The sequence below is a fragment of the Blautia sp. OF09-25XD genome (genome assembly GCF_003482095.1).
GTDB lineage: Bacteria > Bacillota > Clostridia > Lachnospirales > Lachnospiraceae > Fusicatenibacter > Fusicatenibacter saccharivorans.
This window is the reverse complement of record NZ_QUMG01000011.1, coordinates 12,263-32,935: the sequence shown is the minus strand read 5'-3', so window position 1 is coordinate 32,935 and position 20,673 is coordinate 12,263. Positions and strand designations below refer to the sequence as shown.

16 protein-coding genes are annotated in these 20,673 nt (G+C 43.8%); 1 reads left to right on the top strand and 15 read right to left on the bottom strand.

Features of this window, described 5'->3' with window-relative positions:
- Window positions 1-71 precede the first annotated feature (71 nt).
- The 12 genes from DXA93_RS10275 to DXA93_RS10230 all read right to left on the bottom strand — a co-directional run bounded on the left by DXA93_RS10275 (window position 72) and on the right by DXA93_RS10230 (window position 15,002).
- Complete coding sequence (locus tag DXA93_RS10275; RefSeq protein WP_119208280.1) at window positions 72-1,445, bottom strand: MATE family efflux transporter; 1,374 nt, start codon at window positions 1,443-1,445, stop codon at window positions 72-74.
- A 683-nt stretch (window positions 1,446-2,128) separates the two neighbouring features.
- Window positions 2,129-2,398, bottom strand: coding sequence for a hypothetical protein (locus DXA93_RS10270; protein ID WP_022462435.1), 270 nt, complete (start codon window positions 2,396-2,398; stop codon window positions 2,129-2,131).
- 915 nt (window positions 2,399-3,313) lie between these two features.
- Window positions 3,314-4,471 carry an FprA family A-type flavoprotein gene (locus tag DXA93_RS10265; protein ID WP_118640593.1) on the bottom strand — a complete coding sequence of 386 codons (1,158 nt, stop codon included), beginning with the start codon at window positions 4,469-4,471 and terminating at the stop codon, window positions 3,314-3,316.
- A 355-nt stretch (window positions 4,472-4,826) separates the two neighbouring features.
- Window positions 4,827-5,894, bottom strand: coding sequence for a helix-turn-helix domain-containing protein (locus DXA93_RS10260; RefSeq protein ID WP_117801243.1), 1,068 nt, complete (start codon window positions 5,892-5,894; stop codon window positions 4,827-4,829).
- 319 nt (window positions 5,895-6,213) lie between these two features.
- Window positions 6,214-7,656: a glycoside hydrolase family 43 protein gene (locus DXA93_RS10255; RefSeq protein WP_330427322.1), complete on the bottom strand. Its 1,443-nt coding sequence runs from the start codon at window positions 7,654-7,656 to the stop codon at window positions 6,214-6,216.
- A gap of 5 nt (window positions 7,657-7,661) precedes the next feature.
- Window positions 7,662-7,820: a family 43 glycosylhydrolase gene (locus DXA93_RS19845; protein WP_330427321.1), complete on the bottom strand. Its 159-nt coding sequence runs from the start codon at window positions 7,818-7,820 to the stop codon at window positions 7,662-7,664.
- A 70-nt stretch (window positions 7,821-7,890) separates the two neighbouring features.
- The gene (locus DXA93_RS10250; protein ID WP_118595818.1) at window positions 7,891-8,784 is read right to left on the bottom strand and encodes a carbohydrate ABC transporter permease; all 894 of its coding nucleotides are present in this window, start codon (window positions 8,782-8,784) and stop codon (window positions 7,891-7,893) included.
- Window positions 8,785-8,795: 11 nt separating this feature from the next.
- Window positions 8,796-9,746 (bottom strand): ABC transporter permease, encoded by a 951-nt coding sequence (locus DXA93_RS10245; protein WP_118595817.1) that lies wholly within the window; start codon window positions 9,744-9,746, stop codon window positions 8,796-8,798.
- Between the two features lie 67 nt (window positions 9,747-9,813).
- Entirely contained in the window at window positions 9,814-11,484 is a 1,671-nt protein-coding gene (locus DXA93_RS10240; protein ID WP_118595816.1) for an extracellular solute-binding protein, read from the bottom strand.
- A gap of 142 nt (window positions 11,485-11,626) precedes the next feature.
- The gene (locus DXA93_RS18510; RefSeq protein WP_243109204.1) at window positions 11,627-11,938 is read right to left on the bottom strand and encodes a helix-turn-helix domain-containing protein; all 312 of its coding nucleotides are present in this window, start codon (window positions 11,936-11,938) and stop codon (window positions 11,627-11,629) included.
- A complete protein-coding gene (locus DXA93_RS10235) occupies window positions 11,877-13,223 on the bottom strand; it encodes a response regulator (protein ID WP_243109203.1) in 1,347 nt (448 codons plus the stop codon). The genes DXA93_RS18510 and DXA93_RS10235 overlap by 62 nt, the downstream gene beginning before the upstream one ends.
- A 21-nt stretch (window positions 13,224-13,244) precedes the next feature.
- Window positions 13,245-15,002, bottom strand: coding sequence for a sensor histidine kinase (locus tag DXA93_RS10230; RefSeq protein WP_118595814.1), 1,758 nt, complete (start codon window positions 15,000-15,002; stop codon window positions 13,245-13,247).
- A 211-nt stretch (window positions 15,003-15,213) separates the two neighbouring features.
- Here DXA93_RS10230 and DXA93_RS10225 point away from each other — a divergent pair, with 211 nt between their 5' ends.
- Window positions 15,214-16,095 carry a helix-turn-helix transcriptional regulator gene (locus DXA93_RS10225; RefSeq protein WP_118601257.1) on the top strand — a complete coding sequence of 294 codons (882 nt, stop codon included), beginning with the start codon at window positions 15,214-15,216 and terminating at the stop codon, window positions 16,093-16,095.
- Here the strand turns inward: DXA93_RS10225 and DXA93_RS10220 are convergent.
- The 3 genes from DXA93_RS10220 to DXA93_RS10210 form a co-directional block, all read right to left on the bottom strand.
- Window positions 16,092-17,657 carry a glycoside hydrolase family 43 protein gene (locus DXA93_RS10220; protein ID WP_118697311.1) on the bottom strand — a complete coding sequence of 522 codons (1,566 nt, stop codon included), beginning with the start codon at window positions 17,655-17,657 and terminating at the stop codon, window positions 16,092-16,094. The genes DXA93_RS10225 and DXA93_RS10220 overlap by 4 nt on opposite strands.
- A gap of 11 nt (window positions 17,658-17,668) precedes the next feature.
- Window positions 17,669-19,405, bottom strand: a complete 1,737-nt coding sequence (locus DXA93_RS10215) for an SGNH/GDSL hydrolase family protein (RefSeq protein ID WP_118601259.1) — start codon at window positions 19,403-19,405, stop codon at window positions 17,669-17,671.
- A 119-nt stretch (window positions 19,406-19,524) separates the two neighbouring features.
- Complete coding sequence (locus tag DXA93_RS10210; protein WP_118601260.1) at window positions 19,525-20,670, bottom strand: glycosyl hydrolase family 8; 1,146 nt, start codon at window positions 20,668-20,670, stop codon at window positions 19,525-19,527.
- Window positions 20,671-20,673: the final 3 nt, after the last annotated feature.

Here is a 20,673-nt window from a genome sequence, read left to right as displayed (position 1 = left end):
GTACTTCTGTCTTTTTATGTTCCGATTTCAAGATGGATTTCCAGTATGCCGACAAGTTGATTCTTCTGTTTTTATTCTGTAAGAATTTCCTTTTCCTGTTGCCTTACAACGGATTTATTTTCCCATTTATGACCGAGATACCGGACAATGTAAAATCCTGCACGGACTACCCAGTCGAGGGTCTGTGCAATCCAGACACCAAGGAGTCCCACATGGAGGGAAACACCGATCAGATACGCCAGTGCAATTCGAACGAACCACATGGACAGGATGCTGACCGTCATCGTAAACTTGGCATCGCCGGCAGAACGCATCGTGTTCGGAAGGGTAAAGGCCAGCGGCCAGATCATCATACAGCAGATGCTGTGGTATCGGATCACGATCACTGCCATCCGGTAAGCGCCATCGGAAAGGTTATATGCTCCAGCGAACAGTGGTGCTGCTGCCAGAAGCAGGATATTCAGAATCCAAAGGAATGCGTAGGCTCCTGTGATCAGCTTCTTTGTATAGCTTCTCGCCTGCTTATAATCTCCCGCTCCGACACACTGGCCAACCACGGTTGTCATGGCAAGTCCCATCGCCGATCCCGGCATAAAAGCAAGCTGTTCCACGGTCATTGCACAGGCATTTGCTGCAATCGATGCGGTTCCGAATCCGGCAATCATGCTCTGGGTCAACAGCTTTCCGATCTGGAACATACTGTTTTCCAACGCCTGCGGAACACCGATGGAAAAGATCTTTTTCATCATCTCCTTATCCCATCCGACCAGGAACCATTTCGTACAGTGGATCTCGTATTTTTCCTGATGCAGCAGTACAAGAATCACAACACTGGCAAATGCTCTGGAAATCAGAGTGGAAAGTGCCACGCCTGCAACTCCCATGCCAAAGCCGAAAACAAAAATAGCATTTCCGATGATGTTCAGCGCATTCATCACGATGGAAGTAACCATTGAAATGTTTGAGTTTCCCATAACCCGGAAAAGCGCTGCCCCGGCATTGTAGATGCCAAGGAACGGGAACGAAAGCGATGTAATGAAGAAGTATTCCACCGCATAGGCCATAACCTGCTCTTCCACCGATCCGTAGACCACACGGAGAATCCAGCGGTTTCCGAAAAAGGAAATGCCGCAGATGACAAGTGCAATCAGTCCGCAGATCATCACGAGCTGTTCGGCTGCGTGGCACGCTGTTTTCTTATCCCCACTTCCGAGGAACTGGGCTCCGACAACGGAACCGCCGCTTGCCATCGATGTGAAAATCACGATCAGCAGTACACAGATCGTATTGACAAGTGAGATTCCGGAAACAGCCGTTTCACCGGCTCCGGATACCATCACCATGTCTGCCATACCGACGGTAACGGCCAGCACCTGTTCCACAATCAAGGGAACGATCAGCCGGACCAGACGCTTTCTGTCAAATAAAACGTTTGTGTTTTCCATCGGACTTTCTCCTTTCCGGTTTCTCATTTTCTCTGTCCTGTTTCTGACAAAATCAAATCTGGTTTTCAGAAGCAGTCCCTGATATCTTTGATAACAAAAAACGACCTGGAAGTCTTCCTTCCAGATCGCCCCGTTGCGAACTCTTTACTGACGTTTCTCCTTTGGATTGAAAAACGCGGCACGAAGCTTTCCCTTCGTACCGCGCCTTCGCGAATCCATTACTTATATGGAGTTTATCTTGAAAAACAGACAGATCATTTTCTGGTTTCCTGAGAGTGTTTTCCGGGAGAAATTTAAACCTGGGAGAAAGGGAAGAAATAAAAAAACGGAGAGATTCTTTTTTCAGAACCGCTCCGTTGCGTTGTCTTTATTTTGTTCCATTGCTCTGCTGTTTTTCAACATAGGCACATTCTAACGGAATTCCCGCTTTTTGTCAATCCTTAAATTTTTCGATGATTTCCGGTCTTTTGCGTCAGTTCTGTCAATTTTATACAATTTTGCCGATATTTTTTCAGTCATTTCTGAACATTTTTCTCATGAACCTTTGAAATTTCTTTGTTTTCTTTTAAAATCGCGGAAAAACTCCGGCAAAATTCTGTGAAAATTCAGAGCGAACACCAGACTTTGCTTTCATCAAATATCCGCCACCTGTCCGGCGCCTGTTTGAAAAAGACTCCGGTATGTCAGATCCAGTCAAAATCTCCGCCGGTAATCGCAAGACTTAAGAGTGCATCCATCTTTTCCACTTCCTCTTCGCCCTCAATTCTTTGCAGCAGCACTGCGGTATCCAGCACATCCTCCAAAGATTCGCCAGGTCCGATCTCATAATCCACCTCTGCCTCGCAGTCCGGGCATGGGATTTTTTCCATCGTCTGAAGGGATAAAAAGCGGTTGCCGCATTTCTTGCATTCATAATAACCACATGTTTTGGTTCCGTCTGGTACGTAATACATAGATTCTTATCCTCCTATCCATTTTCCGTTTCTTATTCTACCATACTTACCTTGCCAAAACCAGACATCTGAAAAAGAATCGTTTTTGCAAAAAACAACTCGTAAACACATGCGTACAAGTATTACACTGATTCTTGAAAGAAAAAGGACGCTGTATGCTCTCGTTTCTTTCGGGGCTGTAGCGTCTTTTCTGCTTTCACGGCTCGCGCAGACCGCAGGGCAGTCAAACAGATTTTTCAGCAGACATAGTTTAAGCCCGATCGATTCTTTTTTCTCTCGACCGGGCTTTTAATGAATTTCCAGTAATTTCATTTTATACACCTGCTGCTTTCATTGATTTCGGGGTATTTCGTTATGTTCCTTTTGGACCGTACCTCCTGGATTTTTATTTTTTATTTTTTCCCTATGGGCCTCTGCCTTTCATTGGAATCATCTCCTTTAGGTTCTATATGTAAACTCTTCAGAGATTTTTTTGATGTTCAGATTAACTATGCCATTGGACTGTACCTCTTACTTTCTTAGATTTCGTTTTGATGTTTCTTTTTCGTCTTGATGTTTCTTTCTTGTTTTTATTTTTGTTCTCTTTTCTTTTGTTGATCTTATATTAACTCATCTTCTCTATTTTGTCAATACTTTCTTTTAATTTATTTTGTATTTTATTATTTTCAGAATATTATGACATCAAAATTGAAAGATCAGAAACCTGATGCAGTCTCACTTACAAAGAGGCGGCCGCAGGCTTTCGCAAAATTCAACCCCCGGCTTTTTTTGACCCACCGCAGGGCGATCCTGCTCCCTCCGGAACTCCACAGAATCTTCTTTCCAAAAGAGGAGAACGAAAGACTCCGCTGTCTTTGCCTTTCGCAAAGTCCAGCGGAGCATTTTTCCCATATTCTTTCTTCTCTTCTTAATTTCTTATTTGCAGAGTTCTTCGGCCAGTGCCTCGATCTCTTTTACGTTCTCTTCCTTCACAGCGGACATTACTTTTACATTATTCTCTGTCCAGGTGATATTTTTGCTCTTCTCAAACATACCTTTCATCACTTTCGCTGCGGTCGGTGCCCAGCTTCCGTTTTCGATCAGACCGATGGTGCGGTTCTGGAAGCTGCGCTCTGTCAGACGGTTGATGAAATCCTGCATGAACGGGTAAATGCCTGCATTGTAGGTCAGGGTTGCGAGAACCAGCTTACTGTAACGGAAAGCATCCGCTACGGCAGCAGACATATCGTCTCTTGCCAGATCGTAAACAACGACCTTCGGGCATCCTTTTTCTTTCAGCTTATCTGCAAGCAATTCGGCAGCTTTTTTTGTATTGCCGTAAACAGAAGTATAGGCAACCACAACACCTTCTTCTTCCGGGCGGTAGGAAGACCAGATATCGTATTTTTCAATGTAGTGGCCAAGATTTTCCGTCAGAACCGGACCGTGCAGGGAACAGATTTTCCGGATGTCCAGCGTACCTGCTACTTTCAGGAGCTTCTGTACCTGCAAACCGTATTTTCCGACAATACCGATAAAATAACGGCGTGCTTCGTCATCCCATGGTTCCTCGCGGTCGAGTGCACCGAATTTTCCAAAACCGTCTGCTGCGAACAGAACCTTGTCCGTGCTGTCGTATGTAACCATAACCTCCGGCCAGTGTACCATCGGAGCGAACACGAAGGTCAGAACGTGTTTTCCGAGCGTAAGGGACTCACCGTCCTTTACTTCCAGTTTCCTTCCGGCGAGATCCATCTTTGGGAAAAAGTTTTTCATCATGGCAAAGGTTTTTGTGTTTGCAACAACGGTTGCTTCCGGATATGCTTTTACGAAGTTTTCAATATTCGCAGAGTGATCCGGCTCCATATGCTGTACGATCAGGTAATCCGGTTTTCTGCCATCCAGTGCTTTCGCAACATTTGCCAGCCATTCATCCGCAAAGTTTGCATCTACGGTATCCATAACTGCCGTTTTTTCATCGAGAATTACGTAAGAATTATATGCCATGCCGTTCGGCACTTTGTACTGACCTTCAAACAGGTCTACCTGATGATCGTTGACTCCCGCGTAGATAATATCCTCTGTAATTTTCATAAAAATCCATATCCTTTCCATCTTGTTTTTTCCTGCCCGGAACCTGCTCCGAACCGTATATTTTTATATTATCCTATGATGGAGGAAAAAGCAAGGAAAAAGCAAGGAAAAATAGTAAAGATTACTATTTTTACTTGCTTTTCTCCGTTCACACACACGATATCCCTTTTCCACAGCTTGCAAATCATCACAATACTTCTATTTTACAGGCATGTTCTTTTGTTTCTTTATCATAACTGATTCCAACCGCCAGTCGCAAAAGCAAGTGCAGAAAGATTCCGAGCGTACATGCTGATACTATGAGTATAGTCTTTTTCTGTGGGAGGCGCAAGAATGGAATCCCGTTTCTCACTTCTTATTTATTTTCCGGGAAAACAATCTCTTTCTCTGGTACGCCTTCTGATTTGATGACGTAGCCGTCAACATCATCAAAATGAATCTTGTACTGATATTCGCTTTCACGTCCCTCTTTTGCGTCATCGGCATCAGCGTAATAGGTAAGGCGAATTTCGAAAGTATTTTTGTTTCCTTCGCGCCAGGACTCATCGCCGATCAGCCAGTCGTTTTCGAGGTTTTTGTTTCTTTTCAGCAGCACCTCGGCGTACTGCTGTGCGCCCCTCCAGATTCCTGTGTTTTTGTACCGGTTCTGCATGGTGTTCTGATACTGCCACAGTGTTACAAACATGATCGTCGCCATAATTGCCGTGAAAAGAACGGTTTTGTATTTCTTTTCTTTTTTCTGTCTCTGCCGGCGGATACATCGAATGGTTCCGATCATCATCATTACCAGAACAAACAGATACCACAGGGTCCAGAAGATCTGCTCTTTTCGTTCCAGACCGCCGGGAATGAATTCTGCCAGCTGATCGCCCCAGACGAAATTTACCAGGGATGCCAGAATGCCGATAGACAGAATGGATGCTGCCCCATAGACTTTCCGGCTTTCTTCATCATCGAGGTTCTGGAAAAAATACCACAGCGATACAAACGCTGCTGCCACCAGACCGCCTAGAATCAGGCCGCCGCCCACGTTTACGATCTTTGCCGCCCACGCTGCCGCTGCCACACCGATCACCAGAAATCCCGCGATCACGTTTGCGTTCCGGTCCTGTTTTTTCTGCTGCCTTGAAATGTCACCTGCGTTCTGCAGCATTTCGGCCACCTCCTTCTGAGTATACTGAATTTCCGGCGCCGCCTCTTCCTTCGCCTTCTCCTGCCGTTCGGAGCGCATCAGTTCCAGCACAGAAATCCCAAGTGCCTGAGCCAGCGGCTCAATCGTCTGGATATCGGGAAAGCCAAGTCCCCGCTCCCACCGGCTGACGGCTTTATCCGTCACATGAATCTTTTCCGCAAGCTCTGCCTGCGTCATCTTTTTCTCTTTTCGCATTCCGGCAATAAACCGCCCGAACTCTTTCGCTTCCACGTCGTGTCCCTTCCTCCTGCTGTTCCCGCACCGTCTCATGTTGCCCAGCGGAGCGTTTTTACAGTCTCAGAATAGGCGAAAATAGGCTGTTTTGTCAATCTACGAATCCTTTACCTGCGTTTTTATGCCAAAAAATCCCCGATTCAGCACAAAAGTGCCAAATCGGAGATCTTGTATTTTCCTGTATTTACAGCCCGATCATATTTGCAAACAATACGATCAGCGGAATGGCAATGATGGTTCTCTCCAGAAAGATCACCAGCAGTTTCCAGAAATTCAACGGAATTTCACTTATAAATGCCGGGGCGGGAACTTTTTGTTAAAAATATCGGAATCTGCCGAATTCTGCGATTCCCCCTGTTTCTTTCGTTGCATAGGCAAACAGTCCCACTCTGCATCCTGTGAAATGATCCATTTTGAAATAGAGCTGATGCCATGGTCCGATCTGTTTCCATTTTTCATCGCTCCAGTATAAAAACCGGACTTTATCGTGCTGGTTCTGGAAATCCGCTTCCATCCGGATTCTTATTTTCGATGATTCAACCGCCACTGCTTCCCATTCGATTTCTTCACTGTTGCCCTGATTTCCTTCCGGGCCGTCATTTTCCGCTTCGAGAGATCTCATAACCAGAAGCATCTGTCCATCACGCTTTGTAACGGCCGCCATGCCGTAACATCCCTGTAATGCACACATTCCTGCATAATCTCCGTCCTTTATTCCTTCCGCGTCAACGGTTACTTCTGTTATGCACACCGGAAACTTCATTCTCTGGGTGATCGTATTGACTGCCTGCGTGACATTTTTGCACTGCTTTCTGCAGACCATTCTAAGGCATCCTTTTTCTGCATCATTCTCAATCCAGGAAAGTTCCGGTTCGTGGTTGAACTGCCAGCAGCTCTTCCATCCAAACGTTCCAAACAGCCGTTTCTGTTCCGGATTCCATTCCGAAAAATCATCACTCTCCACAAGCGGATGATATTGTGCATCCGGTCTTGTACTTTGTGTTTCCACCTCACAGAGTGCCCTTCCCGAATCACCCAATACCGGATAATTTTCTTTTATGATCTGCTCTTTTTGTTCGCCCGGCGCCGGCATACAGGTAACTCTGACATTTTTCTCCCATTTTACTGGCACAAGAACCGGGATTCTGCCGACGGCACCTCTGTCCTGAAAAAGCACGGCATACCATTTATGATCCGGCGTATCCACAATTCCTCCCTGTGCAACGCCCTGCCCACAATATCCCATGGTGTCACACAATACATCTCCGCCTTTAAATTCTCCCGTGAGGCTGTCTGATACATAGCACGCCTGCGTCCGCATCCACCTGTCCGGAAGGGAATGAATCAGGAATAAATAATAAATTCCATCGATTTTATAAAAATGACTTCCTTCAAAACCAAGCCCCGGATTCCGACTGTCACTGACCAGAATCCGATCCAGTCCGCCTTCCTTTGGACCGCTCAGATCTTTTTTCAATTCCTGCAGACGAATATTTCTATTGCCGGAAACAATATAAACATGATCATCCTCAAACAAAAGTGAGCAGTCATGATAAAAGCCTTCTATGATGCGTTTTTCCCATGGTCCTTCGATATCATCAGCAGTATAAAGGTATGTTTTTCCGGTATCATTCGCCACAAAGCAAATATAATACATCCCTTTATGGTATCGGAGCGATGCGGCCCACATGCCTTTTCCATAGCAGTTTTTCTCACCAACAAGCCTCTGTTCCTCTGTGCTGTCCAGTCTTTCATACACATAGCTCAGATGTTCCCAGTGAATGAGTCATACGACCGCAGAATCTCACACCCCGGCATAAAGTGCATTGTAGTGCTTACCATGTAATACGTATCATCTACCCGGATGACATCTGGATCCGGATAATCCAGTTCTGTAATTGGATTTTTTCCTGCTATCTTCATATGCTCTCTCCTCATATAATATTTCAGGGTCATGCCAAAACAGCATGACCCTGGATAAAATGCAGTATCTTTATTCTTTTACTCCGCCAAGAGTAAGCCCGGCAACAAAGTATTTCTGTAAAAATGGATAAATACAAATAATTGGAAGCATGGTAATAATGGTTGCTGCTGCACGGACCGACGTCGGTGTGACCGAACCGGCTGCATTTTTCATTGCTTCCACAGAGGTTCCCTGATTCGTAACCGATGATAAGAGTTTCATAAGCTCATACTGAAGGGTCGTCAGATTGCTGTTCATTCTGTTGTACAGCATCGCATCAAACCAGGAGTTCCACTGTCCTACCGCCACAAATAATGCTACGGTTGCATATACCGGCTTACAGAGCGGTGAATAAATCTTCAGAAAAATCGTGGTATATCCTGCACCGTCAAGCTGCGCGGACTCTTCCAGACTGTCGGAAATTCCGTTCATATAGGTACGGATTACCAGCATATTGAACGCACTGACCATTCCAGGAATTACATATACCCCGAAACTGTTTGTCAGGCCAAGTTGTTTGTACAGCAGGAATGTAGGAATCATTCCACCGTTGACATACATGGTGATAACCCAGAATAAGGATAATTCTTTTTTAAACAGAAAGCGTTTTCTGCTTACAATAAACGCCAGGATTGCATTTGCTACCAGTGCCAGCAGCGTTCCGATGATGGTTCGCGCCACTGTGATATATGCGCCCGTGATCAGGTTATCCTTCTGAAGAACGGTGATATAGTTTTTCCATGTGAATTTTCTTGGCAGCAGATAAATTCCTCCGCGAAGGGCATCTGTACCATCGTTTAATGATATTGCCAGTGTATTTAATACCGGATACAGTGTAATGACTATAAACAGTACCATGATAATACCATTTATTATCGGAAACAGATCCAATTTTCCGGTCTTTTTTCCAGTTTTTTTTGCCATGATGAACCTCCTTAGAACAATCGCTCTTCGCCATTGCGTTTTGCAATCTGGTTTGCGATCATAATCAGTATAATGCTGACTGCACTCTTGAAAATACCTGCTGCCGTACCGATTGCATAATCGCCCTGGCTGATACCCCATTTCAATACGTAGATATCAATGGTCTGTGATACTCTCTGTACCAGGCCGTTTCCTAAAAGATACTGAATTTCAAATCCGGCATTCAAAACGTTGCCTACGTTCATCAGGAGAAGAATCATAATGGTCGGTTTGATTCCAGGAAGTGTCACGTACTTAATTTTATTCCACCTTCCGGCGCCGTCTATGGATGCCGCCTCATATAAAGATGGATCAATTGCTGTGATTGCTGCCAGATAAATAATGGCATTCCAGCCGGTTTCCTTCCACACATTTGCAAAAGCAACAATAGGCCAGAAGTAGCTCGTATGTGCAAAAAAGTTAATTGGCTGTTTGATGATATGCAGATTCACCAGAACTTCATTTACAATACCAGTTCCGGAAAGCATATCATGCAGAATACCGGTTACAATAATCCACGAAAGGAAATGCGGCAGATAGGAAATGGTCTGAACCACTTTTTTTCCTATATGGCTTCTGATTTCATTTAATAAAATTGCAAACGCAATTGCCGTTACGAAAGTTACAACAAGATTGATAACTCCCATTGCCAGAGTATTCCGGATAACACGGATAAACGTCATATCTGAGAACAGTGTCCGGAATTTTTCTAATCCTACAAACTCTGAATGCAGGATTCCTAGTTTCGGTTTGTAGTTCTGAAATGCCATTGCCCAGCCAGCAAGCGGAAGGTAATAGAAAATCACACCATATGCTACGATAATTGCTGCCCAGAAAAGCAGGACTTTCTGTCTTTTGATTTCTTTCCATGTGATTTTTGTTCTGGGCTCTTTTGTTTTTGATTTTGTTCTCGCTAAAGACATGACCTCACTCCTTAAAAAAACGGGCAGATGAAATTTTTCACATCTGCCCGCTTCAAAATTTCATTTTTTATTTGAACTTCGCTGCCTGCTCCATTCTTGTGTCTAATTCAGTCTGCAGTTCACTGATAAAGTCTTCCGGGTGGCATGCATTGTAAGCATCCATGTAGGTATCCCATGCCGCGTCAAAATCTTTTGCCATAACAACCTGCGGAAGCTGCTCATGTTTTACATCTGCAATTTTGTTCCATGCAACTCCGCCAGGTGTATCTGTTGTGAAATTGTTAGAGAAGGACCACATCGGATACCAGTCTCCAGGTGCCTCATTTGTTCCAAGCATCTCAACATAAGTCTCAACACCATAAGCCTCAAAGGTTTCTTTTACATCCTGATTTAATCCATCAAAGAACTCACTTGCCTGTCCATCCGGTTTATTGGCGTTAATTCCATCATCACTGGTTCCAGTGTACTGTGGGAAGTAGGAATATGGGCAGGTATGAGATGCTTTGTACGCGGTATCAGACTGTTTCGTCCGCTCTTCCTCTGTTCGGTAGAATTCTCCGTTTTCATCCACCTCATAATCGGTACCCTCTACACCCCAAAATCTGAGATTGTGAATATCCTGATCCAGAAGATCATTTACAAACTGTAATGCTCCTTCCACATCTTCACAGCTTGTTGTAATTGCAAGACCGCTCGACTCATTAAATGCCCCGCCTGAATTGTGCCACTGATTGTCACGGCCATCAATCGTAACCGGAACAGGAATATAATCGCAGCCCTGCTCATCCAGTCCAGCCTGTTTGATTGCATCATTTGCATTCGAGAAATCCCACCACTGATCAATCATTCCAAGTACACGTCCGGTAGAAAGTTTGGAAATATATTCATCGTAACTCTGTGTAAAGGATTCCGGATCTACAATTCCCTTCTGATACTCTTCATTCAGTTTTCGGAAGTAGGCAACCGCTGTATCCGAAGTGTTATAATCTAAAACGGTCAGTGTATCCGGATCTACCATACAGGATCCATCATTTGGATATCCGTCGAGGAACTGCGGGGCATTCTCCAGACAGAAATATCTCCAGTCGTCACAGAGGATGGTGTATGGAATATTTTCCGTTCCGTCTTCCATAGTCGGATTCGCTTCGTTGTAGGATTCAATCAGATTAAAGTAATCATCCATTGTTTTAATTTCCGGATAACCCGCCCATTTTAAGACTCTGGCCTGAATCCAGAATGCTTCATCATTATGTGTACATACTTTTTCTTCATTTTTAATGCAGCTAAACTGTGGAATCCAGTAAATATGGCCATCATCCTGTCTTAATTTTTCCCACTCAAGATCAGAGAACAGATTTTTAATATTAGGATAATCATCCAGATAGTCATCCAGTGCAACCAGTGCATCGGCATCATATAACTGCATCTGTCCGTTTCCGCCCTCAATAAAGTCCGGATACTCTCCTCCTGCGATCATGGTGCCAATAGCCTCAACATCCGTCTGACCCGTCAGCCAGGTTTCTTTTACCTTTGCGCCTGTTTTTTCTGCAATGATCTGCTGAACCTCATTATCATCATTGATTTCGGATCCCGGGACTGCAAAAAATGCGGTAAATTCTTTTATCTCTCCGTCAGAATCTCCCTTAGAGGAACTCTTTCCTCCTGCTCCACATCCTGCGAGCAGGGTTGCTGCCATTGCCGAGGCAAGCAGCATGCTTACAATTTTTTTTCTCTTCATCTTGTAATACCTCCCTTTGATAGTATTTATTTTATCAGTTTGCAGGTTTGAAACAATCGGATGAACTATAGTAAGAAACAGGGTAAATTATAGATCGTAGATACGCACTATAATTTACCCTGTTTCTTACTTCCTGTTTTCTTTAACTTCCCTGCTGCATCTGTTTTCGGAATCTGGCCGGTGTGCACCCTTTCACCTGAATAAAACGGTTTACAAAATAATCCAGATCATGATATCCTACTTCTTCTGCAATCTGCACAATTTTTTTATCCGTGCGGATCAGAAGGCCTGCGGCCTGCTCCATCCGGAAATTGTTCAGATAGTCCTTGAAGGAAAGACCATATTTTTTCCGAAACAGCTGCCCGAGATAGGCACTGTTGACATAGTATTTTTCACTGAGACCCTTCAGCGTGAGGTTGGCGGCATAATTCTCTTTGATTTCTTTTTCTACCATGCCGAGAACGCCCCTGGAAACGTTTTTTTCGAAGCTGAGAAAGATAATCGCCGTATTCACATGCAAAGCGCGCCATATGCGCCTTACTGCCACGCAGGATACCATTCTCAAAGCTGCTTTCACTGATCAGCCGCAGGATTTCTTCCTGGTTTACGTCATTATCCTGCTCACTCGCCAGATGGATCAGTTGGAAAAGCAGATAATTGATATTCAGATTCATGCTCTCAGCATTCATTCCCATCTGACTCATTTCTTCATAAAACTGTTCTACTGCTTTCCGGATCTCCATGTGGTTATTCTGTTCAATGGTGGTAAGAAGCTGATCCAGCCCCTGTTTGCATAAGACCATTCCAGCCGCTGTAACCTGCACTTCATCCTCATAATAATAGATTTCTTTTCGTGCCCGGAACCCCTGAAAAGAGCGGAGCATACAGGCATTACCATACGATCTTGCCACATTGCTGATATCTGGTACTTTTTTCCCAACCAGCATAATAACCGGCTGTTTCGTATTATTGACAAGATATTGCCGGAATGCAGAAAGGTATGTTTTATCATCCATTCCCAGACGCTCCGCAAGGTTTTCAGAATATACAAAACCAATATCATATATTTTTTCATCCGCAGAAACATCAAATACACAGTGCTTGGCATCTTCTTTCAAAAATTCTCTGCAGCAGTCATACAGCTCTCTTTGAAAATTCCGCAGGTCTTTATCGCTCTGTTCTTCCAGATTGTTCGGCTGTTCTTTCTGAATCTCCACATAACGGATTCCCTGCGTATCTTTCATGTGTTTTTTTACGTAATTAAGATTGACATCATCGTATTTTCCATGGATTAAAGAGATCAGATGTCTCGAAAAATAGGCATGTTCCATTTCCTCATGTGCCTTTGATTCCTGTCTCTCCCGGTCTGATAATGCACGAACCTTATGCAACAGTTTTAACAGGGTTTCCCGGTCAACAGGTTTTAACAGATATTCCGTACATTTATTCTGCATGGCACGCCTTGCGTAATCAAACTCCGCATAACCGCTCAGAATAACAAAATACGCATCCGATATTTCTTCCCTTCGTATCTGCTCCAGTAATTCCAGACCTGTCATACCAGGCATCCGGATATCTGCTATGATAAGATCCACTTTTTCTTTTTTCAAATATTCCAGTGCTTCCAGACCGTTTTCTGCCGTCGCAGCAATTTCAAATCCTTCTTTTTCCCAGTCTATGATGACCTTAATTCCCTGCAGGATAAAGGGTTCATCATCAACCAACAGTACTTTTAACATTTTTCTCCTCCCTGCTCTACACTACATATACTCCAGGGGCATCCAGATTGTTATCAGTGTACCCACCCCTTCTTCTCCATCCAGATCGATCTTCACTTTATTTTCCGATACCATTTTCAATCTTAAACATGCATTGACAATTCCTACCCTTCCTTTCTTTTTCAGCATCTCAATGTCTGCGTTTCTCATGTTTTCCAGAAGTTCCTGCCTTTTGCCTTCTTCCATTCCGTTCCCAGTATCTTCTATTTCCATGCAGATCAGCTCGTTTTGTTCATATACTCTTACAAAAATCCAGCCTGGAGACGCTTTACTTTCAATTCCATGCACACATGCATTTTCTACGAATGTTACCAGCGTAAGTTTTGGAACCTTTCTTTTTCTGCATTCTTCATCAATCTCAATCTGATAACTCAGTCTTTCTCCGAAACGATATTTCTGGAGTGCCAGATACGCCTTTACAAATTCCACTTCCTGTTCAATCGTCACAGAGTCCTCGCCCCATTCGACATACTGTCTTTGCATGACAGCCAGTTTTTCAACCATATCCGCTGTTTCATTCTCATTTTTCAAAATGCTGTGCATGCGGATGCTCTCAAGTGCATTAAACAGAAAATGAGGATTAATCTGGCTGTGAAGGGCAAGAAGTTCTGCATTTTTGCGGCTGACAAGCATCTCCTGCTCTACGAGTTTGTTTTTATAAACTGTCTGAATCAGCTCATTTGTCCTGGCCGCCATTCGATTGTAGCTTCGAATCATACTTCCGATTTCATCTTTTCCGCCTTCATGACGCATCGGTACAAGCTGTTCGGAATCCACGCTTTTAAACACTTCATTCAGCTCCGTAATACGTTTTGTGAACGAATGATTCAGGATATGTACAAAAAAGAATGGCAGAATCGCATTAATCAGGATCAGAAGCAGAATACTCGGTAAATCATGAGCAATATTCGCAATCGCGTTCTCCCCCGTACGTCTGACATACACCTCAAGTTCCGTACCATACAGATTGACCGTCTGATGATATCCCTTCTTTATTTTATCATCCAGTTCTTCAAAGTCTGAACCTGTGCTTCCATGTTTCGTATTGGAAAGTACAATCTGATTCTCCTCACAGATCAAAACTTCGTTGTCAAAATTCATTTTCTGAAGCGTACGCATCATGTTCCCATAGTCAAATTCCAACTGCAGCATTTTTTCCTGATCTCCTGAAAAAAAATCGAGTTTTTGAAGAAATACCACCTTGCGTTCCTCTGCCGTTCCGGATCTGTTTTTGTCATAGACAAAGAAAAAACCTTTTGTTTCCCCACTCTGGTTCAGTTTCTGATACGCCTGCGTTTCTTTCAGATCCTCTATATTACCTACTTTTCCTCCCTTCACAATGGTGTCATTGTTCGTATACATCGTAAATACAATCTGATTCATTCCCAGCAGATTTTCTAACAAAGTATCCTTGAAAAACTCCTGGTATTCCATGATATACTGAGCAGAGGTATCATATTTTCTGGATAGAAAATCATCAATATATCTGCTGGTATAGATCGTTTTTGCCATTTCTCCTGCATTATTTACCACGCTGCTGATGTTGTAGCTTACCGCATTTGCAATGTTGGTCATATCATGTTTCTGCTTTTCCATCTCGGAATTTCTTATGATTAAAAAAACCACGCTGTCCGTAATGATCAGCGGAAGCAGTACGCAAAAAATATATAAAATGTATAATTTCTTTTTGACCGTAAAGTCATCCATCCGTTTTTCAATTTTTTGAAGCAACTCTTTCATTCTCAGAACCTCTCACGTGAATCAGGGAGCAGACACTGCCTGCTCCCTTCTGGATTTTCCAATGTCATCTTTCACACAGTTATCTTATCATATCCAGATTTAGATTGGAATTCTGTTTTCAGTTCTCTTCTTTCAATTTTTTCTCTTGTGATCTCTGTTTTACTGTATTATGATAATATCAAATTTACAGCAGTCCTCCGGAGGCAATATTATGATTGAACATTTAGACGGGATTCACGAAACCGTAACGTATAAAGAGAACAGCAGTCTGCGGCTTTTTGTAAACACAGACTGCGAGGACTATCCCATTCACTGGCATACTCCCATGGAAATCATTATGCCTCTGGAAGGGACTTATACGGTTTTCCTCGGGGATAAACCTGTTCTTCTTCAGGAGGGCGACATTATTTTCATCTGCCCTGGGATCCTTCACTCTCTTGTGGCACCGGAAAACGGAAAACGAATTATTCTGCAGATTGAATGGTCGGTTGTGTCAAAAATCCGCGATCTCAATTCCATCCTCGCGCTGATTTCCCCGGTTCTCACTCTTACTCCTCAGACCGCTCCTGACATCTATTCCGATATTTATCATCTTATCTGCCAGATTCTTTCGGAATATGAAGAGGATTCCTTTCTTTCGGAAGCTGTTATCTATGCGCGCATGCTTGATATTCTTTCTCTGATCGGCAGATACCAGGCCTTTGCATCCTGCCGTTTTGATGCCGGACCGCAAAAGCAGAAAGAATATCTGGATCGTTTTCTTTCCATCTGCAATTATATTGATGAACACTGCACGGAAGATCTTTCCCTTGACCAGGTTGCAAAAACAGCAGGCTTCAGCAAATACCACTTTACCAGACTGTTTAAGCAGTTTACAAATACCACCTATTACAAATACCTTAATCGCAAAAGAATTGATCATGCCATGCTGCTCTTATCCGATCCCGATATTCCTGTCACGGAAGCAGCACTTCAGTCTGGTTTCTCCAGTCTTTCCACCTTTCTTCGCGTCTTCCGTTCTGTCAAACAATGTACGCCTACGGAATTCCGCGATATGTATATTTATCCGGAAAAATTGCAGAAAAATCCCTAATTCCTGCTGCTACAGGTAAACCATGCAAAGTCTGCATGGTTTTTGCTTTCCATTCCATTAGAAGAAGCATACATGCCGATGGTACATCCGACAAAACCACCTGCCTCTTCTGTTGTGTACGGAAGAAGACTGATTTCCTCTGCCGCACATTCCCAGCCATTTTCTGACGCAATCCATACTTTTGCCGTCTGATCATGGCATTGCAGGCGTATTTTCAGCAGTTGTTCCGTCTCTCCTGGCAGTAAAACTTCTGCTGCTTTCGTTTCTGTTCCTTTGATACACGTTACAACACGAAAAACTTTCTGTTCCTGCTTTTTTGCGATTTCCATCCTCAGATGATTCTCATGATTCTGGTAAAGAACCAGACCTGCCGTTTCCTTCTCGTTTTCCGGCACAAAGAAAACTCCTGTTTCCGCTTCAAAGCGATAGCTTTTCTGCCGTAATCCAAGATAGGAGCAATAGGCTGCTTCTGCAATACTTTCTTTTCGGGGATACAACCGCAGCATTCCCTCTTTTTCTTTCAGCGAATAAATGGTTTCATCACACCCGCCAATTCCAATCAGTCTCTGATCCAACTCTTTATCCCAGAAATGAATCTGATCACATTTTGTAACTTCCTGTGCAAAGCGATATTCTTCCATTGGGATTTCCACCTGTTCTTCCAGATGTCCCACTCCAGGCGCAATGACCGGCCATCCATTTTCCCATATCACTTTAGCAAGAAATGTCTCTCTGCCCATACTGCTGTGTTTTCTGCACGGCCGTGAAGCAAGCATTACTACATACCAGTTTCCATGTCCATCATCTACAAGATCTCCATGGCCTGCATAAATCACCGGATAATCCATTCCCAGATTGCGATGTGTAAAAATGGGGTTCCTCGGGCATCCTTCAAACCACTGAAACAGTTTTCTGCTTCTGGCAACTGAGATACTGTGTTCCGGACCTGTACCGCCCTCTGCATGCATCAGGTAATAATATTCTCCGATTTTGTAAATATGCGGCCCTTCCGGCCAGATGCAGTCTTTTACCGCACCTTTCCAGATTGCCATGCTTTCTCCTGTCAGTTTCATGGTGTTCAGATCAAGTTCCTGTACCCAGATTTCCCAGTCCCCATTATATCGCACACCTTCCGGGTTTGGTCTTGTTCCGCAGTAATAGCACTTTCCATCTTCATCAAAAAACAGGCTTGGATCAATTCCTGCTGCTTCTTCACCAAGGTAATATGGATCTGACCACGGGCCTTCCGGATTTTTCGCTGTAACGATAAAATTTCCACCGTAGCTTACATTTGTTGTTATCATATAAAATAATCCTTCATGATAACGAATCGTCGGTGCAAAAATACCTCTTGAGATTTCACTTCCCTCTACTGGAAGCTGCTCCTTCCGGTTCAGAATATTTCCGATCTGTTCCCAGTGTGCCAGATCTCTGCTGTGAAAAATCGGAACTCCCGGGGCATAAACAAAACTTGAATTTACAATATAGTAATCATCCCCCGCCCTGCAAATCGACGGATCCGGATAAAAACCGGATAAAATTGGATTATTTGCCGTTACCATAACTTTCTCCTTTACTGTACATACCCGAATCCAAGAATCGTAAACTGTTTATTCCTGTCTTCTTCTGGTATTGTAATTCTCACGATATGTTTCTTACTCTCTTCCTCCTGGAAAAGAATGACCGCATTGCAATGCAGCCAGTTATTGATATGCGGATCCGCTGTCATACAGTATCCTCCATCTACGGAAATCTCTGCTTTTCCCGTATAAATTTCACCGGAATCTTTAAAAACAAGAAGCAGACTTCTGCAGGTTATCGTCATTTCGAAATAGTTTTTATCGGAATTGGTGCCATCATACATCCAGTTATACGGGAACTGCGGCACAGGTGTAAGTTCTGCATCCATTTCGACACTCTGCAGTTCCCTGTCCACGGCTGTAAATCCACCTTCATCAATTTCGGCTCCTCTGTATCCATCTTTTCGATCCAGCAGACGAACTGTTTCAAAACTCTTTCCGATTGCGGGTGGCTCGCTCATGCATTCTTTCAGTCGTTCTTCCGCCTTCATCTGTCTTTCCAGTGTTTCAACCCCACATTGATTCCTGAGATCGCATTGTTCAAACAAATACTGCAGACAGTCCGCCATAATCGTGTGCCCCATATTGTTTGGATGAAACATATCATAAAAAAACTGATTTTTTGTCAGAACCCGTCCCCGTCCTTTTGGCATCTGAAACTGCGGGCTTACGGCATCCCGTATACTGACCATCGGAAGATCATAGCGGTATCCCACCGGTTTCAGGCGTTCCTGAAGATTCCAGTCATTTGCAAAAACAGAAAACAGAAGCACTACAGCAGGCTTCCAGGGAAGATTCAGCACTTTACGTACAAGGCTTTCATAGCAGTCCCCCTTTGTTTCATCCCCTTCATCATTAACAGCAAATTCGATCACTACAAGATCCGGCTGTTCCTCTCTGCGCAGAACATCTCTGTCAAAACGGATCATTCCCAGTTCCGAAGGGGTGCCTCCCACTCCTGCTTTTATCAATCTGACATTATCCTGTGCTGCAAAGCGCTTCTGAAATAATTTGCAGGACTGATAGGCGTAACATTTTGTATGGATCGGAATTGCTCCCGCCCCCTGCGTGATAGATCCGCCGATATATGCAAGCGTAACTTCTTTTCCGTCTCTGGCTTTTTCAATTACTCTCTGTATCCGGCAGGTATTTCCGAAATTCATCAGAGATCTTTGTATCATTTCCCTGTATTCTTCCGAACGGACATCTATTTTTTCTTCTGCGGTTTCTTTCGGTGCATCATATCCATCATTTAAATAAAGTCTTACACTTGCTTTTCCCAGCAATTCCGGTATCTGAAAGATAAATTTTATCTGCCCCGGAATATCATCATCTTCTGTCCATGTATAATCGGACAGATCTATTTTTCTCTCCATTCCATCTCCGGGCAGTTTGGTTTTCAGATTCGTTCCCCCTCCATAGAGATCCTTTTTTCCATACATCTGAAACACAAATTCAACAGACTCTCTGGGATCATCCAGTTCCACAGAGATTCCGATGCTGTGTACCAGTTTTCGAAATCCTTCTACGTTCTCCAGTAAGGCCAGTTCCTCCTGATCTGTGATATTTCCGGCAATCTGTGCACTGTTGATCAGTCTTCCGTCACTCTCATACACGAACTGGATTCCGGTTCCATCTTCCTGTTTTGATCCAAAAATTTCTTTGTCCTTTAAAATATAAAAATAGGGTCTCATTTTTTCCGGATCTCTTGGCGCCTTCGGTCCTTCCATCCTTATTATTCCTCCTGCTTTTCCTATGTTAACTCAAGATAACTCCATTGTAACAGAACTCCAGGTGCTGTACACCGGGAGAAACTATAGGAAACCTTCCTGCAAAATATATGATTTTATTACCGATAGATCCGGTAATTTCCTGACAAAGCAAGCATTGCAAAAAGATACAGAAAATTATCATAATACCGTCTCTCGCCTGTCCGAAGCGGTGTATTCCAGAAACGTCTTACACATTTCTCTGCATACGGTCCGTCTGCGGCAAGTGAGGCCTGTGCATTTACCGCAATAATTGCCGTCGGATGAAGTGCTTTTTCTTCCAGCCTGGTGCCGTCAGTCAGAAATACCCCATCCCAGTGTTCCGCCTGTTCTTCACAGTAAAATTGCTGCAGCTTATTGGCATTTTCCGTCTGCCAGGGATCCGCGTCAAACCAGAGATGATCCATTCCGATATTGGCAATCGTACGATACGCATCGCTGTAGTACCAGTCATGACGGCCGAAAATCTCCTGATGCTGTGCATGCGGTGTTCCGTCATAATCTGCATATTCCGCAGATAATCCGGTTCGGAAGTGACATGCCGTGTGAAGATATTTTCGGCTTGCGTCCGCTGCCTTTTTCCAGAATTCATGATCGCAGGGATCTGCCCACAACGCAAACAGCTCATAAAAGTGCGGCAGATGATAGGATGGATCACTGAACTCAAAAGAGGTAACAAATTTGATCAGATGATTTTCCGGATTCCACATCGGCTCTCCTGGATGCCCTGGCTCTCCCTTATGGACACATTCCCGTAAAATTGCTCTTGCCTCGCTGCTGTAATCGAAAATGCCTTCTCCATCTCCCCATCTCTTTGAAGCAAAAAAGAGCGCCATTGCAAAATATTCTTCTCCATCCGGTGCCGGTCCGTCCGCGTTTCTTGTACCATCGACAGCACACGACCAGGCAAAATAATTTTTTCCCGGACCATCCTCGATATACATATACGTCCGTACCCATTTCCATAAACGGTCAAATTCTTTTTTCCGGTTCATCTGGACGCACACCATCATTCCATATGACATGCCCTCCGTTCTGACATCATGATTTCCGGTGTCCTCCATGTATCCCATGTCCGCACCTGCTTCATGATAGAAACGCTCTTCTTCACTCCCATAAAAGATTGTTTCAAATGTTTCTTTCACTCTTTTTTCAATTTCCTCTTCGGAATATCCACACTCTTTAAAAATATTGCGGTATACTCCTGTTTCATATGCTCCTGCCATATT